The sequence below is a fragment of the Bordetella genomosp. 13 genome, from assembly GCF_002119665.1.
In the GTDB taxonomy this organism is placed as follows: domain Bacteria; phylum Pseudomonadota; class Gammaproteobacteria; order Burkholderiales; family Burkholderiaceae_B; genus Bordetella.
Window position 1 is genome coordinate 2,424,757 of the sequence record NZ_CP021111.1, and the last position, 17,077, is coordinate 2,441,833.

Here is a 17,077-nt window from a genome sequence, read left to right on the forward strand (position 1 = left end):
TGGCCCACGGCCAACGACGATCCACCCATTACAGCGCAGCCTTTACCCGTTGCGCCACGTTGGCGTCGACCCACTTGGTCCACACCGCGTCCTGCTGCGTCAGGAACCAGCGCGCCACGTCCACCGCCTCGTCGCCGGACTCTTCCATGTGAGCCAGGGTCTTGTCCATCAGCTCGCGCGGAATCGTCACCTTGGACAGGAACGCGGTCAGTTGCGGCGCCTCTTCGCTGAAGCGGGTGTTGACCGCCGTGAACACCGGGTTCTCGGGATACGCGCTGGGCTTGGGATCGGAGCAGCCCGGGGCCGTCAGGCACTTGTGCGCGGCCGCGTCGTAGGGGGGCAGTTCCAGCTTGACCAGGTCCATCGCACCGACCAGCGGCGTGGGATACCAGTAGTAGAACACCACGTCCTGCTTGCGCTTGTAGGCCGACATCAGCGCCGCCTTCTGCGCCGCGCCCGTGCCCGGCGAATACAGCGTGTATGTGTCGTCCAGCTTCAGCGCGTGGAAAAGATTGGCGCTGGTCACCTCGCAGCCCCAGCCCGCGGGGCAACCGTAGAAGCGGCCTTTCGACGGCTCTTCCGGGTCGGCGAAAGCGTCCTTGAACTTCGGCAGGTCCGCCGCGGAACGCAGGTCTTTCAGGCGCTCGGCGGTATAGCGCGGCACGAACCAGCCTTCGCCGCCCATGAACAGTTCGCCTATCCGCTTCACCTTGCCGGTCTTCTCGGCCTTGTCCCAGGGGTCGGCGACGCTGTTCAGCCAGATCTCGGAATTGATGTCCAGGTCGCCGCGCTGCAGCGCCGCCAGGGCGGGCAGCGTTTCGGTGGGCAGCACTTCGGTCTTGCAGCCGTAGCCTTTTTCCATGATGAATCGTTCGATCTCGACCACGACCAGGTTCGACTCCCAGTTCATGCCGCCGAAATTGACGGGCCGGTCGATCTCGCAGGCCGGCGCGGCGGCCTGGGCGCCCGTGGCGCATGCGAACAGGACGGCCGCAACGGCCACGGTTTTGCAGACAGGGTGAAACATGGGCTTTTTTGCCTCCATAGGTTCAGGGACACGGGCAGGCCGGAGCCTGCGCGTGCCGAGGAGCTAAGGGGGTTGTGCGGAAGACGGGCAGAACCGCCAATACAAACCGACACCAGCAGCGAAGAGCGACAAGCGGGAAGTCGCCTGCGCCCGTAGGGCAGCAGCAGCGCTTGGTGCGACGCACCAAATGCATGGGCGCACAGGCCCATGACACCGCCACAGAAAAAGCAGTCAGCGAAAATGACTGAAGCTGAGCGAAGAAGGCGGCATGTTAATCGTTTTTGCCAACATGCTCAAGCAGAAGCCGAATTTTCCGCCATGCAGGGGCCCGGCCGCCTCGCGGCGGACCGGTAATTGCACCCCCTATCACGCCGCCTGATCGGACGCGGCGAACGTCGCTTCGGAGGCCGCGCCCGGCGTGGCCGACCCGGGCGGCTGCGCGGCCTGCGGCGCGCCATACATGTAGTCGCGGCGCCACGGATAGCCAGGGCCGGCGGGATGGTCGAGCTCGTCGGACCGGCCCGTGGCAAGCGTGGAAACCAGCACCTGGTGCAGGGCGATCCAGCCATGCTCGAACGCCATCGCGCAGCCGGCCAGGTAGACACGGTAGGCGCGCAGCGCACGCTGGCCCTTGTCGCCCTCCAGGATCTCGCCGGCCCGCTCGAGCTGGGCTTCCAGCGCGTCGCTCCATGCCCACAGCGTGCGCGCGTAGTGCGGCCGCAGGTTCTCCACGTCCAGCGACTCGAGCCCGCCGTTGGTGACGGCCTCGAGCACGCTGCTGATGTGCGTCAGTTCGCCGCCGGGGAAGATGTACTTCTCGATGAACTCGCCCATGCCGCTGCCCAGCTCGGCGTTGTAGACCCCCGCCGACGTGATGCCGTGGTTCATGATGAGCCCGCCCGGCTTGATCAGCCGGCTGAGCTTGGCGAAGTAATCGGCCAGCTGCGCGCGCCCCACGTGCTCGAACATGCCGACCGACGCGATCTTGTCGTAGGGCTGCGTCTCGTCGAGCTTGCGGTAATCCAGCAACTGCATCCGCACCCGCCCCGACAGCCCCTTCTGCTGGATCAGCCGGGAAACGTGCGCGTGCTGGTTGCGCGACAGCGTGATGCCGGTGGCATCCACGCCGTAGTTCTCGGCGGCCCACAGAAGCAGCCCGCCCCAGCCCGCGCCCACGTCCAGGAAACGTTCGCCCGGCTGCAGCCGCAGCTTGCGGCAGATGTGGTCCAGCTTGGCTTCCTGGGCCTGCGCCAGCGTCATGTCCGGCGTGCGGAAGTAGGCGCAGGAATAGACCCTGCGCGGATCCAGCCACAGGGCGTAGAAATCGTCGGACAGGTCGTAGTGGAACTCGATCTGGCGCGCGTCGCGCTCGACGGTGTGGCGCGACACCGAGACCATCTTGCGCACCACCTGGGTCAGCCAGCTGCCGCTGGAACCCTCGACGGGCGAATCGGGAAGCAGGGCTGCCGCGGCAGCCATCACGTCGCGCATGGCGCCCTGGATGTCGATGCGGCCCTCGACGTAGTCCTGCGCGAGGATGCCGACGGCGCCTGAAGCGAGGTGCGCCAGCGCGCCTTTGTCTCGGGCGATGAACCTGACGCGTGGGTCGGACGCTCCCACCGTCGTTCCATCGGGCATGGTTAACTGGACCGGCACCGGCAGGTTGCCGAGTTTGCGATCCACTGCAGAAAGCATAGGATTCACGGGACCCTCTCCCCTGTTACGAGAACATGTGGGGGGACTTTATCGGAAAACGGCGGAAAGTTGCATGTAAGCCGCACCGTGCTAGAGTCTTTGGTTTCGCGCGGCGCACAGCCGCCGCGCCCCTCTCTCCACGCCGCGCCGGTAGTCCGGCACGGCGGCATCTCACTACTTCATCACTCGACATGCCTTCCGAATCGCTGCCCCGCGCCCTGCCTGGCTGGCTGTTGCTGATGGGCGCGGTCACGGCGATCGGCCCCTTTTCCATCGACATGTACCTGCCGGCCTTTCCGGCCATCGCGGGCGGCCTGGGCGTGGAGCGCGGCGAGGTCGAGCGCACGCTGGCCGCCTACCTGGCGGGCATGGCCCTGGCACAGATCGTGTACGGCCCGCTGGCCGACCGCTACGGACGCAAGCTGCCGATGCAGCTGGGGCTGCTGATGTACGTGCTGGCCTCGGTGGGTTGCGCGCTGGCCGGCAGCATCGAAGCCCTCACGCTGGGCCGCCTGGCCCAGGCGATGGGCGGCGCGGCCGGCGTGGTCATTCCGCGCGCGGTCATCCGCGATCACTACGGCACTCAGGATGCGGCACGCGCGCTGTCGCTGCTGATGCTCATCATGGGCGTGGCGCCCATCCTGGCGCCGCTGGTTGGCGCACAGCTGCTGGCCTTCGTCGGCTGGCGCAGCCTGTTCTGGGTGATGGCGGCGCTGGGCCTGGCCATGCTGCTGGCGGTCAGGCTGACCATGCGCGAGTCGCTCAAGCCCGAGCGTGCCGTGCCGCTGCGCTGGAACACCATCCTGTCCAACTACGGCGCCCTGCTCGAGCATCGCGGCTTCATGGCGCACAGCCTGGCCGGCGGCCTCGGCCAGGCCGGCATGTTTGCCTACATCGTGGGCTCGCCGCGGGTGTTCATCGAGATCTACGGAGTCGCGCCCGAGTACTACGGCCTGCTGTTCGGCGCCAATGCCGCCGCGCTCATCATCGGATCGCAGGTCAGCGCGCGCCTGTTGCGCCGCCTGCCGCCGCCGCTATTGCAGCGGCGCGCCCAGAGCGCGCTGGCCGCGGCCAGCCTGGCCGCCTTCGTGCTCGCCGTGTTCGGGCTGATGAGCCTGCCGGTGCTGATGCTGTGCCTGGTCTGCTACATGTTCAGCCAGGGCTTCGTGAACCCGAATTCCGCGGCGTTGGCGCTGGCAGAGCAAGGCGGGCGGCTGGGCGCGGCTTCGGCCCTGCTGGGCACGCTGCAGTTGTCCTGCGGCGCCCTGGCGGGGCTGGCGATCAGCGCCTGGCAAAGCGACAGCGCCACGCCGCTGGCCACCGTGCTGGCATGCTGCGCCTGTCTGTCGTGGCTGTGCGGCCGCATCGCGCGCCGGGCGGCTTGACCGACGCTTGAAATCCATACTAGAATCGGCGATTGACTGATTTTTCCCGTGCGCGTTTCGCTATGCTTTGCGAACGCAGCACTCTGACTACCGACCCGCGTGGACGGCAGGCAGCGGGGTATAAGCACTTCAGACCTCTTCAACGCCTTCGCGCCGCTACCGGTGGCGAAACGCAGCTTGAAGCGCCATCGGAAGGGCCGTCGCTCACGATGGCCAAGCCCACTCCCTCATTGCCCTTCCCGACACGCGGCTAGAACAACCCAAGAGGTGTATCCATGGCACGCGTATGCCAAGTTACCGGCAAGGGCCCGATGGTGGGCAACAACGTTTCGCACGCTAACAACAAGACCAAGCGTCGCTTCCTCCCCAACCTGCAATCGCGCCGGTTCTGGGTCGAAAGCGAAAACCGCTGGGTCCGCCTGCGTGTCACCGCCAGCGCCATCCGCACGATCGACAAGAACGGCATCGACGCCGTCCTGGCCGACCTGCGCGCCCGCGGCGAAGCTGTCTAAGCCACTCCCGCCATCAAGATAACGGCGGCGCCAGCCGCCACCCCCTATCCAGGAGCACGACATGGCCAAAGGCATCCGTGAAAAAATCAAGCTCGAGTCGACCGCCGGCACGGGCCACTTCTACACCACCACCAAGAACAAGCGCAACACCCCGGAAAAGATGCTGATCAAGAAGTTCGATCCGGTCGCGCGCAAGCACGTCGATTACAAGGAAACCAAGCTGAAGTAATTCAGCGGAAGAATTCGCGGTGCCAGTTTTACGGTATCGTTCAAAGCCCTGCCCCATGGCAGGGCTTTTTTCATTGCGCGCCCGGTTCCTTCCTTCAATGCCGATCCGCCCTATTCTTTTCCTGCTGCGCCGCGCCGCCTGCGCCGCGGCCGCTTTCGTCCTGGCAGGCGCGGCCCATGGCCAGAAACCCCCGCCGCCGCTGCGCGTCGGCGACGTCAACAGCTACAAGGCCTACCCGGCCTTCCTCGATCCATATCGCAAGGGCTGGCAACTGGCCCTCGAACAGGTCAATGCGGAAGGCGGCGTGCTGGGACGCAAGCTGCAGGTGGTGACGCGCGACGATGGCGATCGCGCCGAGGGCGCCGTGCAGGCAGCGCAGCAACTGCGCGAGCAGGATGGCATCGACATCATCTTCGGCGGCTTCCGCTCCGAGCCGGGCCTGGCGTTGGCCGACTTCGCGGCGCACAACCAGGTCTTCTACCTCGCCGCGGCGCCGCTGTCCGACCGGCTGGTCTGGCAAGAGGGCAATCGCTACACGTACCGTGTGGGCATCTCCAGCCGCATGCTCGTGGCCGCGGTCGCGCCCAGGGCACTGGGCCTGCGCAAGCAGCGCTGGGCCGTGGTGTATTCCGACGATGAAGACGGCCGCGGCATGGCAGCCACATTCAGAAGCATGCTCGAAGCTTTCCAGTCCAATGCCGAGTTCGTGTCCGACCTGCCGGTGCCGGCAGGCAAGTTCGATTGGCACGCCGCCTTGCAGCAAGTGCGGCAGGCCCGACCCGATGCCATCTTCAGTGCGCTGCGCGGCGTCGAACTGTCGCGATTCGCGCAAGCAGGCAACGCCATGGATCTGTTCGACGAGCGCGCGGTCGTCGCGCCCCTGGCGGGCATGCCCGAGTATCTGGAACCGCTGGGCGCCGACGCGCCGGCAGGCTGGATCGTGGCCGGCTATCCATGGCACGCCATCGATCTGCCCGGACATCGCGCCTTCGCGGCGGCCTACACGCAGCGCTACGGCATACCGCCGCGCGCCGGCTCGCTACTGGGCTACACCACCCTTATGTCGCTTGCGGCCGGCCTGCGCAAGGCCGATTCGGCCACGCCCGACGCATTGACCGAGGCCTTTTCCGGGCTGGAAGTGGACACGCCGCTGGGCCGCATCCGTTTCCGCAAGCAGGACCATCAGTCGACGCTGGGTACGCATATCGGCGTCACCATCGTCCAAGACGGCGTACCGGCCATGCAGATGGCCGGATACCAGGACGGCGCCAGGCTGCAACTGCCCGACAATGCCGTACGCCGGCTGCGCGCGCCCGAACCCCGCCCGCCGCGGCCGGAAGACGGAGAGACCGCGGCGCCGGATACACAGACCGGCGCACCGGCTGCGCCCGCGGCCGATGCTGTTCGCGGCCCGGCCGATCGCGGGCAGACCGATGCGCGGCCGCCCGCGCAGCAGCCCCGCGCGCCCGTGCCGGCCGATGCCATCCTGCAGCCGCCGGCCCGCCCGCTGGCCTTCTAGTACGCTCAGGACTCCGGTTTCCGCGGCTCGCTAGCGGGCGCCACTACGCTGCGCTGCCCCGCATAGCCATACGGCCCGCACTCGAGGAAACAGCGCACGGTACAGGTTCTGCAGATGTCCGGATCCAGCCGCTGGTAGATCTCGTGGATGGCCGCCTGTTTGTCCGGGAAGATGTGGTCGGCGCCAAGCTCATCCAGGAATCCGGTTCGCGTCCACGCCTCCATCACCTGCGGCCGCGGCCGATGGAAGTACAGGTCTCCACCGATCTGGCGGCGCCTGCGCAGCTCGTGCTCCCAGACTTCCACCCCCGCATGGTCCACGAAATTCATGCTCTTGCTCATCACCAGCAGATGGGCCGGCGCATCAGGCGCGGCGCGCAGCGCATGCAGCCGGTCGGCGACGTGCACCGCCGCGCCGAAGTACACCGACCCTTCCATGCGCAGCAGCTTCAGTTGCGGGCATTCGGGCAGTGTGCCGCCCTGCCCCTCTAGCGGAACGAAATGCCGCGCCGGGTCGTCGGCTTCGAAGCCCATGGTGCGCATGGCCGGCCGCGAGGTGCGATGCAGATAGCCTCCCAGCGACAGCAGCGTGCCCAGCAGGATGGCGATCTCCATGCGGATGAACACCGTCGCGACCAGCGTGGCCGCCGCGATCAGCACTTCGATGCGATCCACGCGCAGCAACTTCTTCCATCGCGCAACGTCCAGCAGCCCCCATGCCACCACCAGCAGCAGGCCCGCGATCGCGGCATGCGGAATGCGCGCCAGCAGCGGCGCGCTGAGCAGCACCAGCACGATGAGCAGCACAGCCGAGAATACGGAGGCCAGCGGTGTGCGCGCGCCCGCCTCGAAATTGGGCAGCGACCGGTTCAGCGATCCGCACGACAGATAGCTGGAAAACAGGCCGCCCACCGCGTTCGACACGCCCTGTCCGATGAACTCGCGGTTGGCGTCGATGGCCTGTCCGGAGCGCGCGGCCACGGCCTTGGCGATCGAAATGGACTGCGCCAGCGCGACGATGGTGAGCGGAACGGCCAGCCCGACCAGATCGGGAAGCAGGCGCCACGGGACCTCGGGCACGTGGAATGGCGGCCATGGCTGCGCCAGCGATCCCAGCAGCGCGACCGCGCCCTCCGGCCGCAGGGCATTCCATGCATAAGCCGCGAGCGTGCCCGCCGCCAGGCCCGCCAGCATGTGCGGCTTGCGGCGATCCCAACGGCGCACGGCCAGGGTCACTGCGATGGTGGCCACGGCCACCGCGATGGCGCCCGCCTGCGCCTGCCCCAGATTCTTCACGATGCCGGCCGCCGTATCCGCGGTGCCATGGCCTTCGATCGCCAGGCCCAGCGCGTCGACCAGCGCATGCAGCGCGATCAGCACCGCCGCGCCGCTGGTGAAGCCGAACAAGGCAGACGGCGAGATGAAGTTGGCCAGCGCGCCCAACCGCAGCAGGCCCACGGCCAGCTGCAGCAGGCCCACCAGCACCGTCACCGCCAGCGCAAGCTCGATGTAGGCCGGTGTGCCCGCCACGGCCAGCGGCGCCAGCACCGCGAACAGCGCCAGCGAGTTCGCGTTGGTGGGACCCGACATCACGTGCCGGCTGGACCCGAGCAACGCGGCCAGCACACATGGCACGATCGCGGAATAGATGCCGTATTCGGCAGGCAGGCCGGCCAGCGTGGCGAACGCGACGCCCTGCGGCAGCACCAGCAGCGCGCCCAACAAGCCGGCCAGCGCGTCGGCCTTCAAGGTGCGGCTGTCGACCTCGGCGACCCAGTCGCCGAACAGCCTGGATAAGCCCGCGCGCCGCGCGGGCCGCTGCCTGCCGCTTTCCTGCTTCGCCATATCCTGCCCTGAGACGCCGCAAGAGCCCGGCATTCAAGCGCGAGCGCGGCAAAGGCTGCTAGCGTAAACGCTGCGTCGCATGCCGCGCAAACGCACGCGATGGGCCGCATCTTGCATCGGCAGCGTCGGTCCGATGCGGATTCTGCGCCGAAAACAACAAAGTATCTCGAGCAAACCCCTGAAAACGCGTGCATTGCACGCCAGTTCCGCTATCATCGGGCGCGAGGTGCTTATCGCCTAGCAGGCGCAGCGCAGCCTCGTGTACTCAACATACGGATCCCGACATGGCTACCAAAGCAAAAGCTCCCGCCAAGAAAGTCACCAAGACCGCCGCCAAGACGCCTGCCAAGAAGGCAGTTGCTTCGAAGACCGCGGTAAAGAAAGCGCCGGCCGCCGGCGTGCGTCCCATCAAGGAAGCGCTGAACAAGTCGCAACTCATCGCCCACCTGGTCGAGAGCACCGGCATCGAAGCCAAGTCGGTCAAGGCCGTGCTGGCCGGCCTGGAATCCTCCGTGCTGGGTTCGATCGACAAGAAGGGCGCCGGCGAATTCACGCTGCCCGGCCTGTTCAAGATCTCCGTGCAGAAGGTTCCCGCCAAGGCCAAGCGCTTCGGCAAGGATCCCTTCACCGGTCAAGAGCGCTGGTTCCCCGCCAAGCCCGCTTCGGTCAAGGTCAAGGTCCGTCCGCTGAAGAAGCTGAAGGACGCCGCGCAGTAATCCTGCCGCGCAGTACCGCACTACAGCAAAGAACCCGCCTTCGAGGCGGGTTTTTTGCGGCCGTGCGTATCGTTCCGGGTTCTGCGTGCCGGCATTTATTTTGATATAAAGATACTTTACATCAAGCTAGATTCCCATCATGCAGGATCACGTCGATTTCGTGCTTGCGCAATGGGCGCGCGAGCGGCCCGACCTGGACGTCTCTTCCATGGCCGTGCTCAGCCGGGTCTTCCGGCTCAACACGCTGGCCATGCGCGATGTCGAACGCACGTTCCGCCGGCACGGCATTCAGCAGGGCGAGTTCGACCTGCTGGCCACGCTGTATCGCTCGGGCGCTCCGCACTCGCTAAGCCCGCAGCAGTTGGTGGATGCACTGCTGCTGTCGTCCGGCGCCATGACCAACCGGCTCGACCGTCTGGAACAGGCGGGCCTGGTGGCGCGCCGCCGCAATCCCGACGACCGGCGCGGCATCATCGTTTCCCTCACCGCGCAAGGCCGCGCCGTCCTGCGCAAGGCGCTGGACGACTACCTGGCGCAGCTCGATGCCCTGTTGGCGCCCCTGTCCCGGTCGGACCGCGCCAGACTCTCCACGCTGCTGCGCCGCCTGCTTGCCGGTCACGATCGTGCCGCTCCCGGAGCCATTGCCGGAGATGCGCCATGACCCGGCCGCACGCTCCCGCCGGCGGATCTCAGAACGCGCACGCCGCCGCGCGGCTGACCGCGCCGATGGTCCTGCTGATGTCGCTGGCCACCGGCCTGGCGGTGTCGGGCAATTACTACGCGCAACCTCTGCTGCATGAAATCGGCCAGCAATTCGGCCTGTCCAACGCCGCGGCCGGCGGCATCGTCACCACGGCCCAACTGGCTTATGCGGTCGGGCTGATCCTGCTGGTGCCGCTGGGCGATCTGCTCGAACGCCGCAGCCTCATCGCCGGCATGACGGCACTGTCCGGCCTGGGCCTGCTGATTTCCGCATTCGCGCCGAGCATCTCGGTACTGCTGCTGGGCACGGCGATCAGCGCGCTGCTGTCGGTGGTGGCCCAGGTATTGGTGCCGTTCGCCGCCACGCTGGCCGATCCCGAGGAACGCGGCAAGGCGGTCGGCACGGTGATGAGCGGTCTGCTGCTGGGCATCCTGCTGGCGCGCACCGCGGCAGGCGCCCTGGCCGACCTGGGCAGCTGGCGCACGGTGTATTGGGTGGCCGCCTTGCTCATGTTCGCCATGGCGGTGGTGCTGCGGCTGCGCCTGCCGCGCTATCGCAGCCCCGACCGCATGAGCTACCCGCGGCTGCTGGCGTCGATCTTCCAGCTCTACGCGCAGGAGCCGCTGTTCCGCGCACGTTCGCTGATCGGCGCGCTGCTGTTCGCCTCGTTCAGCATGGTGTGGACGCCTTTGACGTTCCTGCTGGCCGGGCCCGCGTATGGCTATTCCAACACCACCATCGGGCTGTTCGGCCTGGCCGGCGCGGTAGGCGCCTATGCCGCCAACCGGTTCGGCCGGCTGGTCGACAGCGGATACGGCAATCGCGCCACGATCGCCGGACTGGGGCTGCTGGCGGTCTCCTGGCTGCTCGTCGGCGCGGGCGCACACGCCGTCATCGCGCTGCTGGCGGGCATTCTCATACAGGACCTGGCCATCCAGGGCGTGCACGTCACCAACCAGAGCGCCATCTATCGCCTGCGGCCCGAAGCCCGCAGCCGCCTGACGGCCGGCTACATGACCAGCTATTTCATCGGCGGCGCCTCGGGCTCGTTGCTGGCTTCATGGCTGTATCCGCATGCCGGATGGACGGGCGTGTGCGTCGTGGGTGCCGCGTTGGGCATCCTGGCGCTGGCATATGCCTGCCTGGCACGCGGCGCCCGCATTCCCGCCGCCCCTGACGGCGCGCAACGCTGAAGGCGACTCTCCTATAATCCATGGTTTGGCCGCCCGTCCCGGGGCGGTCGCTACCCATTGCCGGACACCCGCACTTTTCCCATGCAGGAACGCTATCAGCCTACCGCCGTCGAAGCCGCCGCCCAGCAGGATTGGCAAGCGCGCGACGCCTACCTCGTGCACGAGCACGCCCGCAACGCCGACGGCTCGGAAAAGCCCAAGTTCTACGCCTGCTCGATGCTGCCGTATCCCAGCGGCAAGCTGCACATGGGCCACGTGCGCAACTACACCATCAACGACATGATGGCGCGCCAGCTGCGCATGCGCGGCTACAACGTGCTGATGCCCATGGGCTGGGACGCCTTCGGCATGCCGGCGGAAAACGCCGCCATCAAGTCCAAGGTGCCGCCGGCCAAATGGACCTACGACAACATCGCCTACATGAAGAAGCAGATGAAGGCGATGGGGCTGGCCATCGACTGGTCTCGCGAGATGTGCGCGTGCGATCCCAAGTACTACAAGTGGAACCAGTGGCTGTTCCTCAAGATGCTCGAAAAGGGCGTGGCCTACCGCAAGACCCAGGTGGTCAACTGGGATCCGGTCGACCAGACCGTGCTGGCCAATGAACAGGTCATCGACGGCCGCGGCTGGCGCTCGGGCGCGCTGGTCGAAAAACGCGAGATTCCGGGCTACTACCTGCGCATCACCGACTACGCCGACGAACTGCTCGAACAGGTCAAGAACGGCCTGCCGGGCTGGCCGGAGCGCGTCCGCGTCATGCAGGAGAACTGGATCGGCAAGTCCGAAGGCCTGCGCTTCGCGTTCACGCACGACATCGCCGGCGCCGACGGCAAGCTGGTGCAGGACGGCAAGATGTACGTGTTCACCACGCGCGGCGACACCATCATGGGCGTCACGTTCTGCGCGGTGGCGCCCGAACACCCCCTGGCCACTCATGCCGCGCAGGGCAATCCCCAGCTGGCTGCCTTCATCGAGCAATGCAAGCTCGGCGGCACCACCGAGGCCGAAATGGCCACGCGCGAGAAGGAAGGCATGCCCACGGGCCTGAACGTCACCCATCCCCTCACGGGCGAGCCCGTGCAGGTATGGGTGGGCAATTACGTGTTGATGAGCTACGGCGACGGTGCCGTCATGGGCGTGCCCGCGCACGACGAACGCGACTTCGCCTTCGCCAAGAAGTACGGCCTGCCCATCCGCCAGGTCGTGGCGGTCGAAGGCAAGGAATACTCCACCGACGCCTGGCAGGAGTGGTACGGCGACAAGCAATCGGGCCGCACCATCGCCTCGGGCAAATACGACGGCCTCGGCCACAAGGAAGCGGTCGACGCCATCGCCGCCGACCTGGCCGCGCGGGGCCTGGGCGAGAAGCAGACCACATGGCGCCTGCGCGACTGGGGCATTTCGCGCCAGCGCTATTGGGGCACCCCCATCCCCATCATCCACTGCCCCGACTGCGGCCCGGTGCCCGTGCCCGAGTCCGACCTGCCCGTCGTGCTGCCCGAAGACCTCATTCCCGACGGCAGCGGCAATCCGCTGGCGAAGAACGAGGCCTTCCTGTCGTGCTCGTGCCCCAAGTGCGGCAAGGCCGCCCGGCGCGAAACGGACACCATGGACACGTTCGTCGACTCGGCCTGGTACTTCATGCGCTACACCTCGGCCGGCAACGACCAGGCCATGGTAGACGGCCGCAACGATTACTGGATGCCGATGGACCAGTACATCGGCGGCATCGAGCATGCCGTGCTGCACCTGCTGTATGCGCGCTTCTGGACCAAGGTCATGCGCGACATGGGCCTGCTGAAGTTCGATGAGCCCTTCACCCGCCTGCTGTGCCAGGGCATGGTGCTCAACCACATCTATTCGCGCCGCAATGCGCAAGGCGGCGTCGAGTACTTCTGGCCCGACGAAGTCGAGAACGTCTACGACGCCAAGGGCGCCATCGTCGGCGCCAAGCTGAAGGCCGACGGCAGCGACGTGAACTACGGCGGCGTGGGCACGATGTCCAAGTCCAAGAACAACGGCGTCGATCCGCAATCGCTCATCGACACCCTTGGCGCCGACACGGCCCGCCTGTTCGTCATGTTCGCCAGCCCGCCCGAGCAGACCCTCGAATGGTCGGACTCCGGCGTCGAAGGCGCCAACCGCTTCCTGCGCCGCCTGTGGTCCCTGTGCCATGGCCGCCGCGACGCCGTGGCGCGCGGCCTGGCGGCCGGCGCCGACTGGACCCGGGCGCCCGCGCCCGTCAAGGACCTGCGCCGCGAGGTCTACGGACTGCTCAAGCAGGCCGACTACGATTACCAGCGCATCCAGTACAACACGGTGGTGTCGTCCTGCATGAAGATGCTGAACGCCATCGACGCCGCCACGCTGCCCGAAGGCCCCGCTGCCGACGCGGCGCAGGCCGAGATGCTCGGCATCCTGCTGCGCGTGCTGTACCCCGTGGTGCCGCACGTCACCTGGCAGCTGTGGCGCGACCTGGGCTACGCCGATACGCTGGGCGACCTGCTGGACGCGCCATGGCCGCACATCGACGAGGCCGCGCTGGTGGCCGACGAGATCGAACTCATGCTGCAGGTCAACGGCAAGCTGCGCGGCTCGATCCGCGTCGCCGCGCAGGCGCCCAAGGAAGACATCGAGCGCCTGGCGGCCGCGCAGGAAGAGGTCGCGCGCTTCCTCGAAGGCCGCCCGCCCAAGCGGGTGATCGTCGTGCCCGGCAAGCTCGTCAACGTCGTAGGCTGAGAGGTTCCGCATGAATCACGCCCGGCTCGCCCCTTCCCGCCCGCTCCCCCGTGCGCTGCTGCGCACGGCGGGCCTGGCGCTCGTCATGCTGCTGGCCGCATGCGGGTTCAAGATGCGCGGCGAAACGCCGCTGCCCTTCGACTCCATGTACGTCAACATCCCCGACAACAGCCGCTTCGGGGCGGACGTACGGCGTTCGCTGCGAGCCTCCTCGCCCAATACGCGCCTGACCGACACGCCCAAAGAGGCCCAGGCCATCCTGCAGCAGGTCAACAACACCCGCGGCCTGCGCGACGTATCGCTCAACGCGCAGGGCCGGGTCGAGGAATACGAACTCAGCATCGCCTTCACGTTCCGCCTGATCGACGCGAAGGGCAATGCCATCATTCCGGACACCACGCTGTCGGCCTATCAGCAGATGCCCTACGACGACCGCGCCATGCAGGCCAAGGAAGACCAGATCGCCCTGCTGTACGACACCATGCAGCAATCGCTGGTCAGCCGCCTGATGCGCCGGCTCACGGCGCCCGACGTCCGCGAGGCGGTGGCTCGCCTGCAGCAGGGGGCGGTCGACGCCGATTCGCCGGTCTACGATCCCAGCCAGGTGAAGCCCGTGCCCGACGTGCCGGAACCCTGGCGCTCGCCGTCCATCAACGACGCGCGTCCCCGGTACTGACGCGCATGGCGCAGGTCCTGGACGCCGGCGGACTGGCCGACCACCTGCAGCGCGCCGGACAACGCCTGGCGCCGCTGTACATGGTGTCCGGCGACGAGCCGCTACTGGTCACCGAAGCCGTCGACGCCTTGCGCGCCGCGGCTAGAGCGGCCGGGTACACTGAGCGCACCTCGCTGGTCATGGATGCGCGCAGCGACTGGAGCGCGGTGGTCGCGGCCACGCAGACCGTATCCCTGTTCGGCGACCGCCGCCTGCTCGAACTCAAGATCCCCACCGGCAAGCCCGGCAAGGCCGGCGGCGACACGCTGGTGCGACTGGCCGACCAGGCCAGGCAGCAACAGGACGCCGATACGCTCATCGTGGTCGCCCTGCCGCGCCTGGACAAGGCCACGCGCGACAGCAAATGGGCCCAGGCCCTGGCACAGGCGGGGGTGGCCACCGATATCGCCTCCATCGAACGGGGCCGGCTGCCGGCCTGGATAGGCGCGCGGCTGGCTCGCCAGAACCAGCGCACCGACAACGCCACGCTGCAGTGGATGGCCGACAAGGTCGAAGGCAATCTGCTGGCCGCCCACCAGGAAATCCAGAAGCTGGGCCTGCTCTATCCCGAAGGCGAACTCGCCGCCGAGGACGTCGAGCGTGCCGTCCTCAACGTGGCCCGCTACGACGTGTTCGGGTTGCGCGACGCCATGCTGGCCGGCGACAGCGCCCGCACGCTGCGCATGCTGCTTGGCTTGCGCGCCGAAGGCGAGGCCCTGCCGCTGGTGCTGTGGGCGGTGGGCGAAGAGATCCGCCTGTTGGCGCGACTGGCCGAGGCGCGACAGCAGGGACAGGACATGAACGGCCTGATGCGCCGCCTGCGCGTGTTCGGCGCCCACGAACGCCTGGCGCTGCAGGCATTGGGCCGCGTTCCCGCCCGCGCCTGGCCCGCCGCCGTGCAGCACGCGCACGACGTGGACAGGCTGATCAAAGGCTTGTCGGTGCCGGGCCGGCTGTCCGACCCCTGGGAAGAAATGGCGCGCCTGGCGCTGCGGGTGGCTGCGGCGGGCTCCGCCTCGGCTGCCGCACGACCGTGAAGGCGGCCCAGCCGCCACCCCCGCCCTTGCGCTGGCCTGACCGCCGGTAAACTTGAATCTGTCGCGGCGCCTCACGGCCGCCGTCCACCCGAAGATTGTCATGTCCACGATAGAAGAATCCATGCTGTCCCTGGGCGTACACGCCCGCGCGGCGTCGCGCGTGATGATGCGCGCCGGCGCCGCCCAAAAGAACCGCGCCCTGCACGCCATGGCCGCCGAACTGGTCGCGCGCCGCGCCGAACTCCAGGCCGCCAACGCGGCCGACGTCCAGGCGGCGCGCGCCGACGGGCTGGATGCCGCCCTGCTCGACCGCCTTACCCTGTCGGAGCGCAGCATCGACCTGATGCACGAGGGCCTGATGCAGGTTGCGTCGCTGCCCGACCCCGTGGGCAGCATCACGGCCACCAACGTGCGCCCCAACGGCATGCGCGTGGCCCAGATGCGCGTGCCGCTGGGCGTCATCGGCATCATCTACGAGTCGCGCCCCAACGTCACGATCGACGCTGCTGCCCTGTGCCTGAAGTCCGGCAACGCCGCCATCCTGCGTGGCGGCCGCGAGGCCCTGCGCTCCAATCTGGCGCTGGGCCGCATCGTGCAGCACGGCCTGCGCGAGGCCGGCCTGCCCGCCGAGGCGGTCCAGGTCGTCGAAACGACCGATCGCGCGGCCGTCGGCAAGCTCATCACCATGACCGAGCACGTCGACGTCATCGTGCCGCGCGGCGGCAAGGGCCTGATCGCGCGCCTCGCGCAGGAGGCTCGCGTGCCGCTCATCAAGCACCTCGACGGCAACTGCCACGTCTATATCGACCAGGCCGCCGATCCTGCCAAGGCGCACACCATTGCCTTCAATGCCAAGACGTATCGCTACGGCGTGTGCGGCGCGATGGAAACCCTGCTGGTCCACGCCGAGGCCGCTCCGACAGTGCTGCCCGGCCTGGGCGCGGCCCTGCGCGACCATGGCGTCGAGCTGCGCGGCTGCGAACGCACGCGCGCGCTGCTGCCTTACGCCGTGCCAGCCACCGACGAGGACTGGGCCACCGAGTACCTGGGCCCCATCCTGGCCGTGCGCATCGTCGACAGCCTGGACGATGCCGTCGCGCACATCTCACGTTGGGGGTCGGGGCACACCGACTCCATCGTCACCGAAAGCCTGTCGGCCGCAAACCGCTTCCAGCGCGAAGTCGACTCCAGCTCGGTGTATGTGAACCTGCCCACCTGCTTCGCCGACGGCTTCGAGTACGGGCTGGGCGCCGAGATCGGCATTTCGACGAACCGGCTGCATGCGCGCGGTCCGGTCGGACTCGAAGGCCTGACGACCCTGAAATGGGTGCTCAACGGTGAAGGACAGACCCGAGGATGATGACCGCAACCGACCCCATGGTCGCGCAGTTCCTGCGCATCGCTTTCAGCCTGTTCATCACCTGCTTCATCACGTGCACGATCTGCGGGGTAGTGCTGTTTTTCTTCAAGGCCAAGCGAGTCAATTCCGTGCTGAAGCATCCGTACCTCGAGCATCGTCCGTTCGCGCAGTATCCTTTCGCGATCCGCGCCTCGATCTTCCTGGATTATTTTTTCCGGCTGGCCTTCCCGGGCGCCAAGTTCTGGCTGATAGGCCAATCGAACCTGTTGCTGAAGCACGTCGAGCCCAAGAAGGTCCCCATGGACGTCAAGTGGCCGGTAATAGGGTTCTGGGGCTCGTGCTGGCTCGGCCTCTTCGCGATGATCGTCCTATGGGGGCTGTTGTTGTTTGCCCGATAGGGCCG

Annotated in this window: 15 protein-coding genes; 12 read left to right on the forward strand and 3 right to left on the reverse strand. The window is 67.5% G+C overall.

The window, feature by feature from the left end; all coding sequences use genetic code 11:
• Positions 1–28: 28 nt before the first annotated feature.
• A complete protein-coding gene (locus tag CAL15_RS11005; RefSeq protein ID WP_086078630.1) occupies positions 29–1,027 on the reverse strand; it encodes an ABC transporter substrate-binding protein in 999 nt (332 codons plus the stop codon).
• Positions 1,028–1,393: 366 nt separating this feature from the next.
• Positions 1,394–2,731, reverse strand: a complete 1,338-nt coding sequence (locus CAL15_RS11010) for a class I SAM-dependent methyltransferase (RefSeq protein ID WP_086078631.1) — start codon at positions 2,729–2,731, stop codon at positions 1,394–1,396.
• A 182-nt stretch (positions 2,732–2,913) separates the two neighbouring features.
• Here CAL15_RS11010 and CAL15_RS11015 point away from each other — a divergent pair, with 182 nt between their 5' ends.
• The 4 genes from CAL15_RS11015 (at position 2,914) to CAL15_RS11030 (ending at position 6,367) form a co-directional block, all read left to right on the forward strand.
• Entirely contained in the window at positions 2,914–4,107 is a 1,194-nt protein-coding gene (locus CAL15_RS11015) for a multidrug effflux MFS transporter (protein WP_086078632.1), read from the forward strand.
• A gap of 275 nt (positions 4,108–4,382) precedes the next feature.
• On the forward strand, positions 4,383–4,619 hold the full coding sequence (gene rpmB, locus CAL15_RS11020) for a 50S ribosomal protein L28 (protein ID WP_086078633.1): 237 nt from the start codon (positions 4,383–4,385) through the stop codon (positions 4,617–4,619).
• A 61-nt stretch (positions 4,620–4,680) separates the two neighbouring features.
• Positions 4,681–4,848 carry a 50S ribosomal protein L33 gene (rpmG, locus tag CAL15_RS11025; protein ID WP_014750397.1) on the forward strand — a complete coding sequence of 56 codons (168 nt, stop codon included), beginning with the start codon at positions 4,681–4,683 and terminating at the stop codon, positions 4,846–4,848.
• A gap of 97 nt (positions 4,849–4,945) precedes the next feature.
• A complete protein-coding gene (locus tag CAL15_RS11030) occupies positions 4,946–6,367 on the forward strand; it encodes an ABC transporter substrate-binding protein (protein ID WP_086078634.1) in 1,422 nt (473 codons plus the stop codon).
• A 5-nt stretch (positions 6,368–6,372) separates the two neighbouring features.
• On the opposite strand, the gene CAL15_RS11035 is transcribed toward CAL15_RS11030, so the two are convergent.
• Positions 6,373–8,211 carry a SulP family inorganic anion transporter gene (locus CAL15_RS11035; protein ID WP_086078635.1) on the reverse strand — a complete coding sequence of 613 codons (1,839 nt, stop codon included), beginning with the start codon at positions 8,209–8,211 and terminating at the stop codon, positions 6,373–6,375.
• A 284-nt stretch (positions 8,212–8,495) separates the two neighbouring features.
• Here CAL15_RS11035 and CAL15_RS11040 point away from each other — a divergent pair, with 284 nt between their 5' ends.
• The 8 genes from CAL15_RS11040 (at position 8,496) to CAL15_RS11075 (ending at position 17,072) form a co-directional block, all read left to right on the forward strand.
• A complete protein-coding gene (locus CAL15_RS11040; protein WP_086078636.1) occupies positions 8,496–8,927 on the forward strand; it encodes an HU family DNA-binding protein in 432 nt (143 codons plus the stop codon).
• A 139-nt stretch (positions 8,928–9,066) separates the two neighbouring features.
• Positions 9,067–9,588 (forward strand): MarR family winged helix-turn-helix transcriptional regulator, encoded by a 522-nt coding sequence (locus tag CAL15_RS11045; RefSeq protein ID WP_086078637.1) that lies wholly within the window; start codon positions 9,067–9,069, stop codon positions 9,586–9,588.
• A complete protein-coding gene (locus CAL15_RS11050; protein WP_332455558.1) occupies positions 9,585–10,823 on the forward strand; it encodes an MFS transporter in 1,239 nt (412 codons plus the stop codon). The genes CAL15_RS11045 and CAL15_RS11050 overlap by 4 nt, the downstream gene beginning before the upstream one ends.
• Before the next feature lie 81 nt (positions 10,824–10,904).
• On the forward strand, positions 10,905–13,562 hold the full coding sequence (gene leuS / locus CAL15_RS11055) for a leucine--tRNA ligase (RefSeq protein ID WP_086078638.1): 2,658 nt from the start codon (positions 10,905–10,907) through the stop codon (positions 13,560–13,562).
• A gap of 10 nt (positions 13,563–13,572) precedes the next feature.
• Complete coding sequence (locus CAL15_RS11060) at positions 13,573–14,238, forward strand: LPS-assembly lipoprotein LptE (protein WP_086078639.1); 666 nt, start codon at positions 13,573–13,575, stop codon at positions 14,236–14,238.
• Positions 14,239–14,243: 5 nt separating this feature from the next.
• Entirely contained in the window at positions 14,244–15,314 is a 1,071-nt protein-coding gene (gene holA, locus CAL15_RS11065) for a DNA polymerase III subunit delta (RefSeq protein ID WP_086078640.1), read from the forward strand.
• 100 nt (positions 15,315–15,414) lie between these two features.
• Positions 15,415–16,674, forward strand: a complete 1,260-nt coding sequence (locus CAL15_RS11070; RefSeq protein ID WP_086078641.1) for a glutamate-5-semialdehyde dehydrogenase — start codon at positions 15,415–15,417, stop codon at positions 16,672–16,674.
• Positions 16,674–17,072 carry a hypothetical protein gene (locus CAL15_RS11075; RefSeq protein ID WP_420042555.1) on the forward strand — a complete coding sequence of 133 codons (399 nt, stop codon included), beginning with the start codon at positions 16,674–16,676 and terminating at the stop codon, positions 17,070–17,072. Before CAL15_RS11070 ends, CAL15_RS11075 begins: the two co-directional genes overlap by 1 nt.
• The last annotated feature ends 5 nt before the right edge of the window (positions 17,073–17,077 follow it).

Coding starts and splice junctions, on each gene's coding strand:
- CAL15_RS11005 (WP_086078630.1), bottom strand. CDS start 1,027: ATGTTTCACCCTGTCTGCAAAACCGTGGCCGTTGCGGCCGTCCTGTTC.
- CAL15_RS11015 (WP_086078632.1), top strand. CDS start 2,914: ATGCCTTCCGAATCGCTGCCCCGCGCCCTGCCTGGCTGGCTGTTGCTG.
- rpmB (WP_086078633.1), top strand. CDS start 4,383: ATGGCACGCGTATGCCAAGTTACCGGCAAGGGCCCGATGGTGGGCAAC.
- rpmG (WP_014750397.1), top strand. CDS start 4,681: ATGGCCAAAGGCATCCGTGAAAAAATCAAGCTCGAGTCGACCGCCGGC.
- CAL15_RS11030 (WP_086078634.1), top strand. CDS start 4,946: ATGCCGATCCGCCCTATTCTTTTCCTGCTGCGCCGCGCCGCCTGCGCC.
- CAL15_RS11035 (WP_086078635.1), bottom strand. CDS start 8,211: ATGGCGAAGCAGGAAAGCGGCAGGCAGCGGCCCGCGCGGCGCGCGGGC.
- CAL15_RS11040 (WP_086078636.1), top strand. CDS start 8,496: ATGGCTACCAAAGCAAAAGCTCCCGCCAAGAAAGTCACCAAGACCGCC.
- CAL15_RS11045 (WP_086078637.1), top strand. CDS start 9,067: ATGCAGGATCACGTCGATTTCGTGCTTGCGCAATGGGCGCGCGAGCGG.
- CAL15_RS11050 (WP_332455558.1), top strand. CDS start 9,585: ATGACCCGGCCGCACGCTCCCGCCGGCGGATCTCAGAACGCGCACGCC.
- leuS (WP_086078638.1), top strand. CDS start 10,905: ATGCAGGAACGCTATCAGCCTACCGCCGTCGAAGCCGCCGCCCAGCAG.
- CAL15_RS11060 (WP_086078639.1), top strand. CDS start 13,573: ATGAATCACGCCCGGCTCGCCCCTTCCCGCCCGCTCCCCCGTGCGCTG.
- holA (WP_086078640.1), top strand. CDS start 14,244: ATGGCGCAGGTCCTGGACGCCGGCGGACTGGCCGACCACCTGCAGCGC.
- CAL15_RS11070 (WP_086078641.1), top strand. CDS start 15,415: ATGTCCACGATAGAAGAATCCATGCTGTCCCTGGGCGTACACGCCCGC.
- CAL15_RS11075 (WP_420042555.1), top strand. CDS start 16,674: ATGACCGCAACCGACCCCATGGTCGCGCAGTTCCTGCGCATCGCTTTC.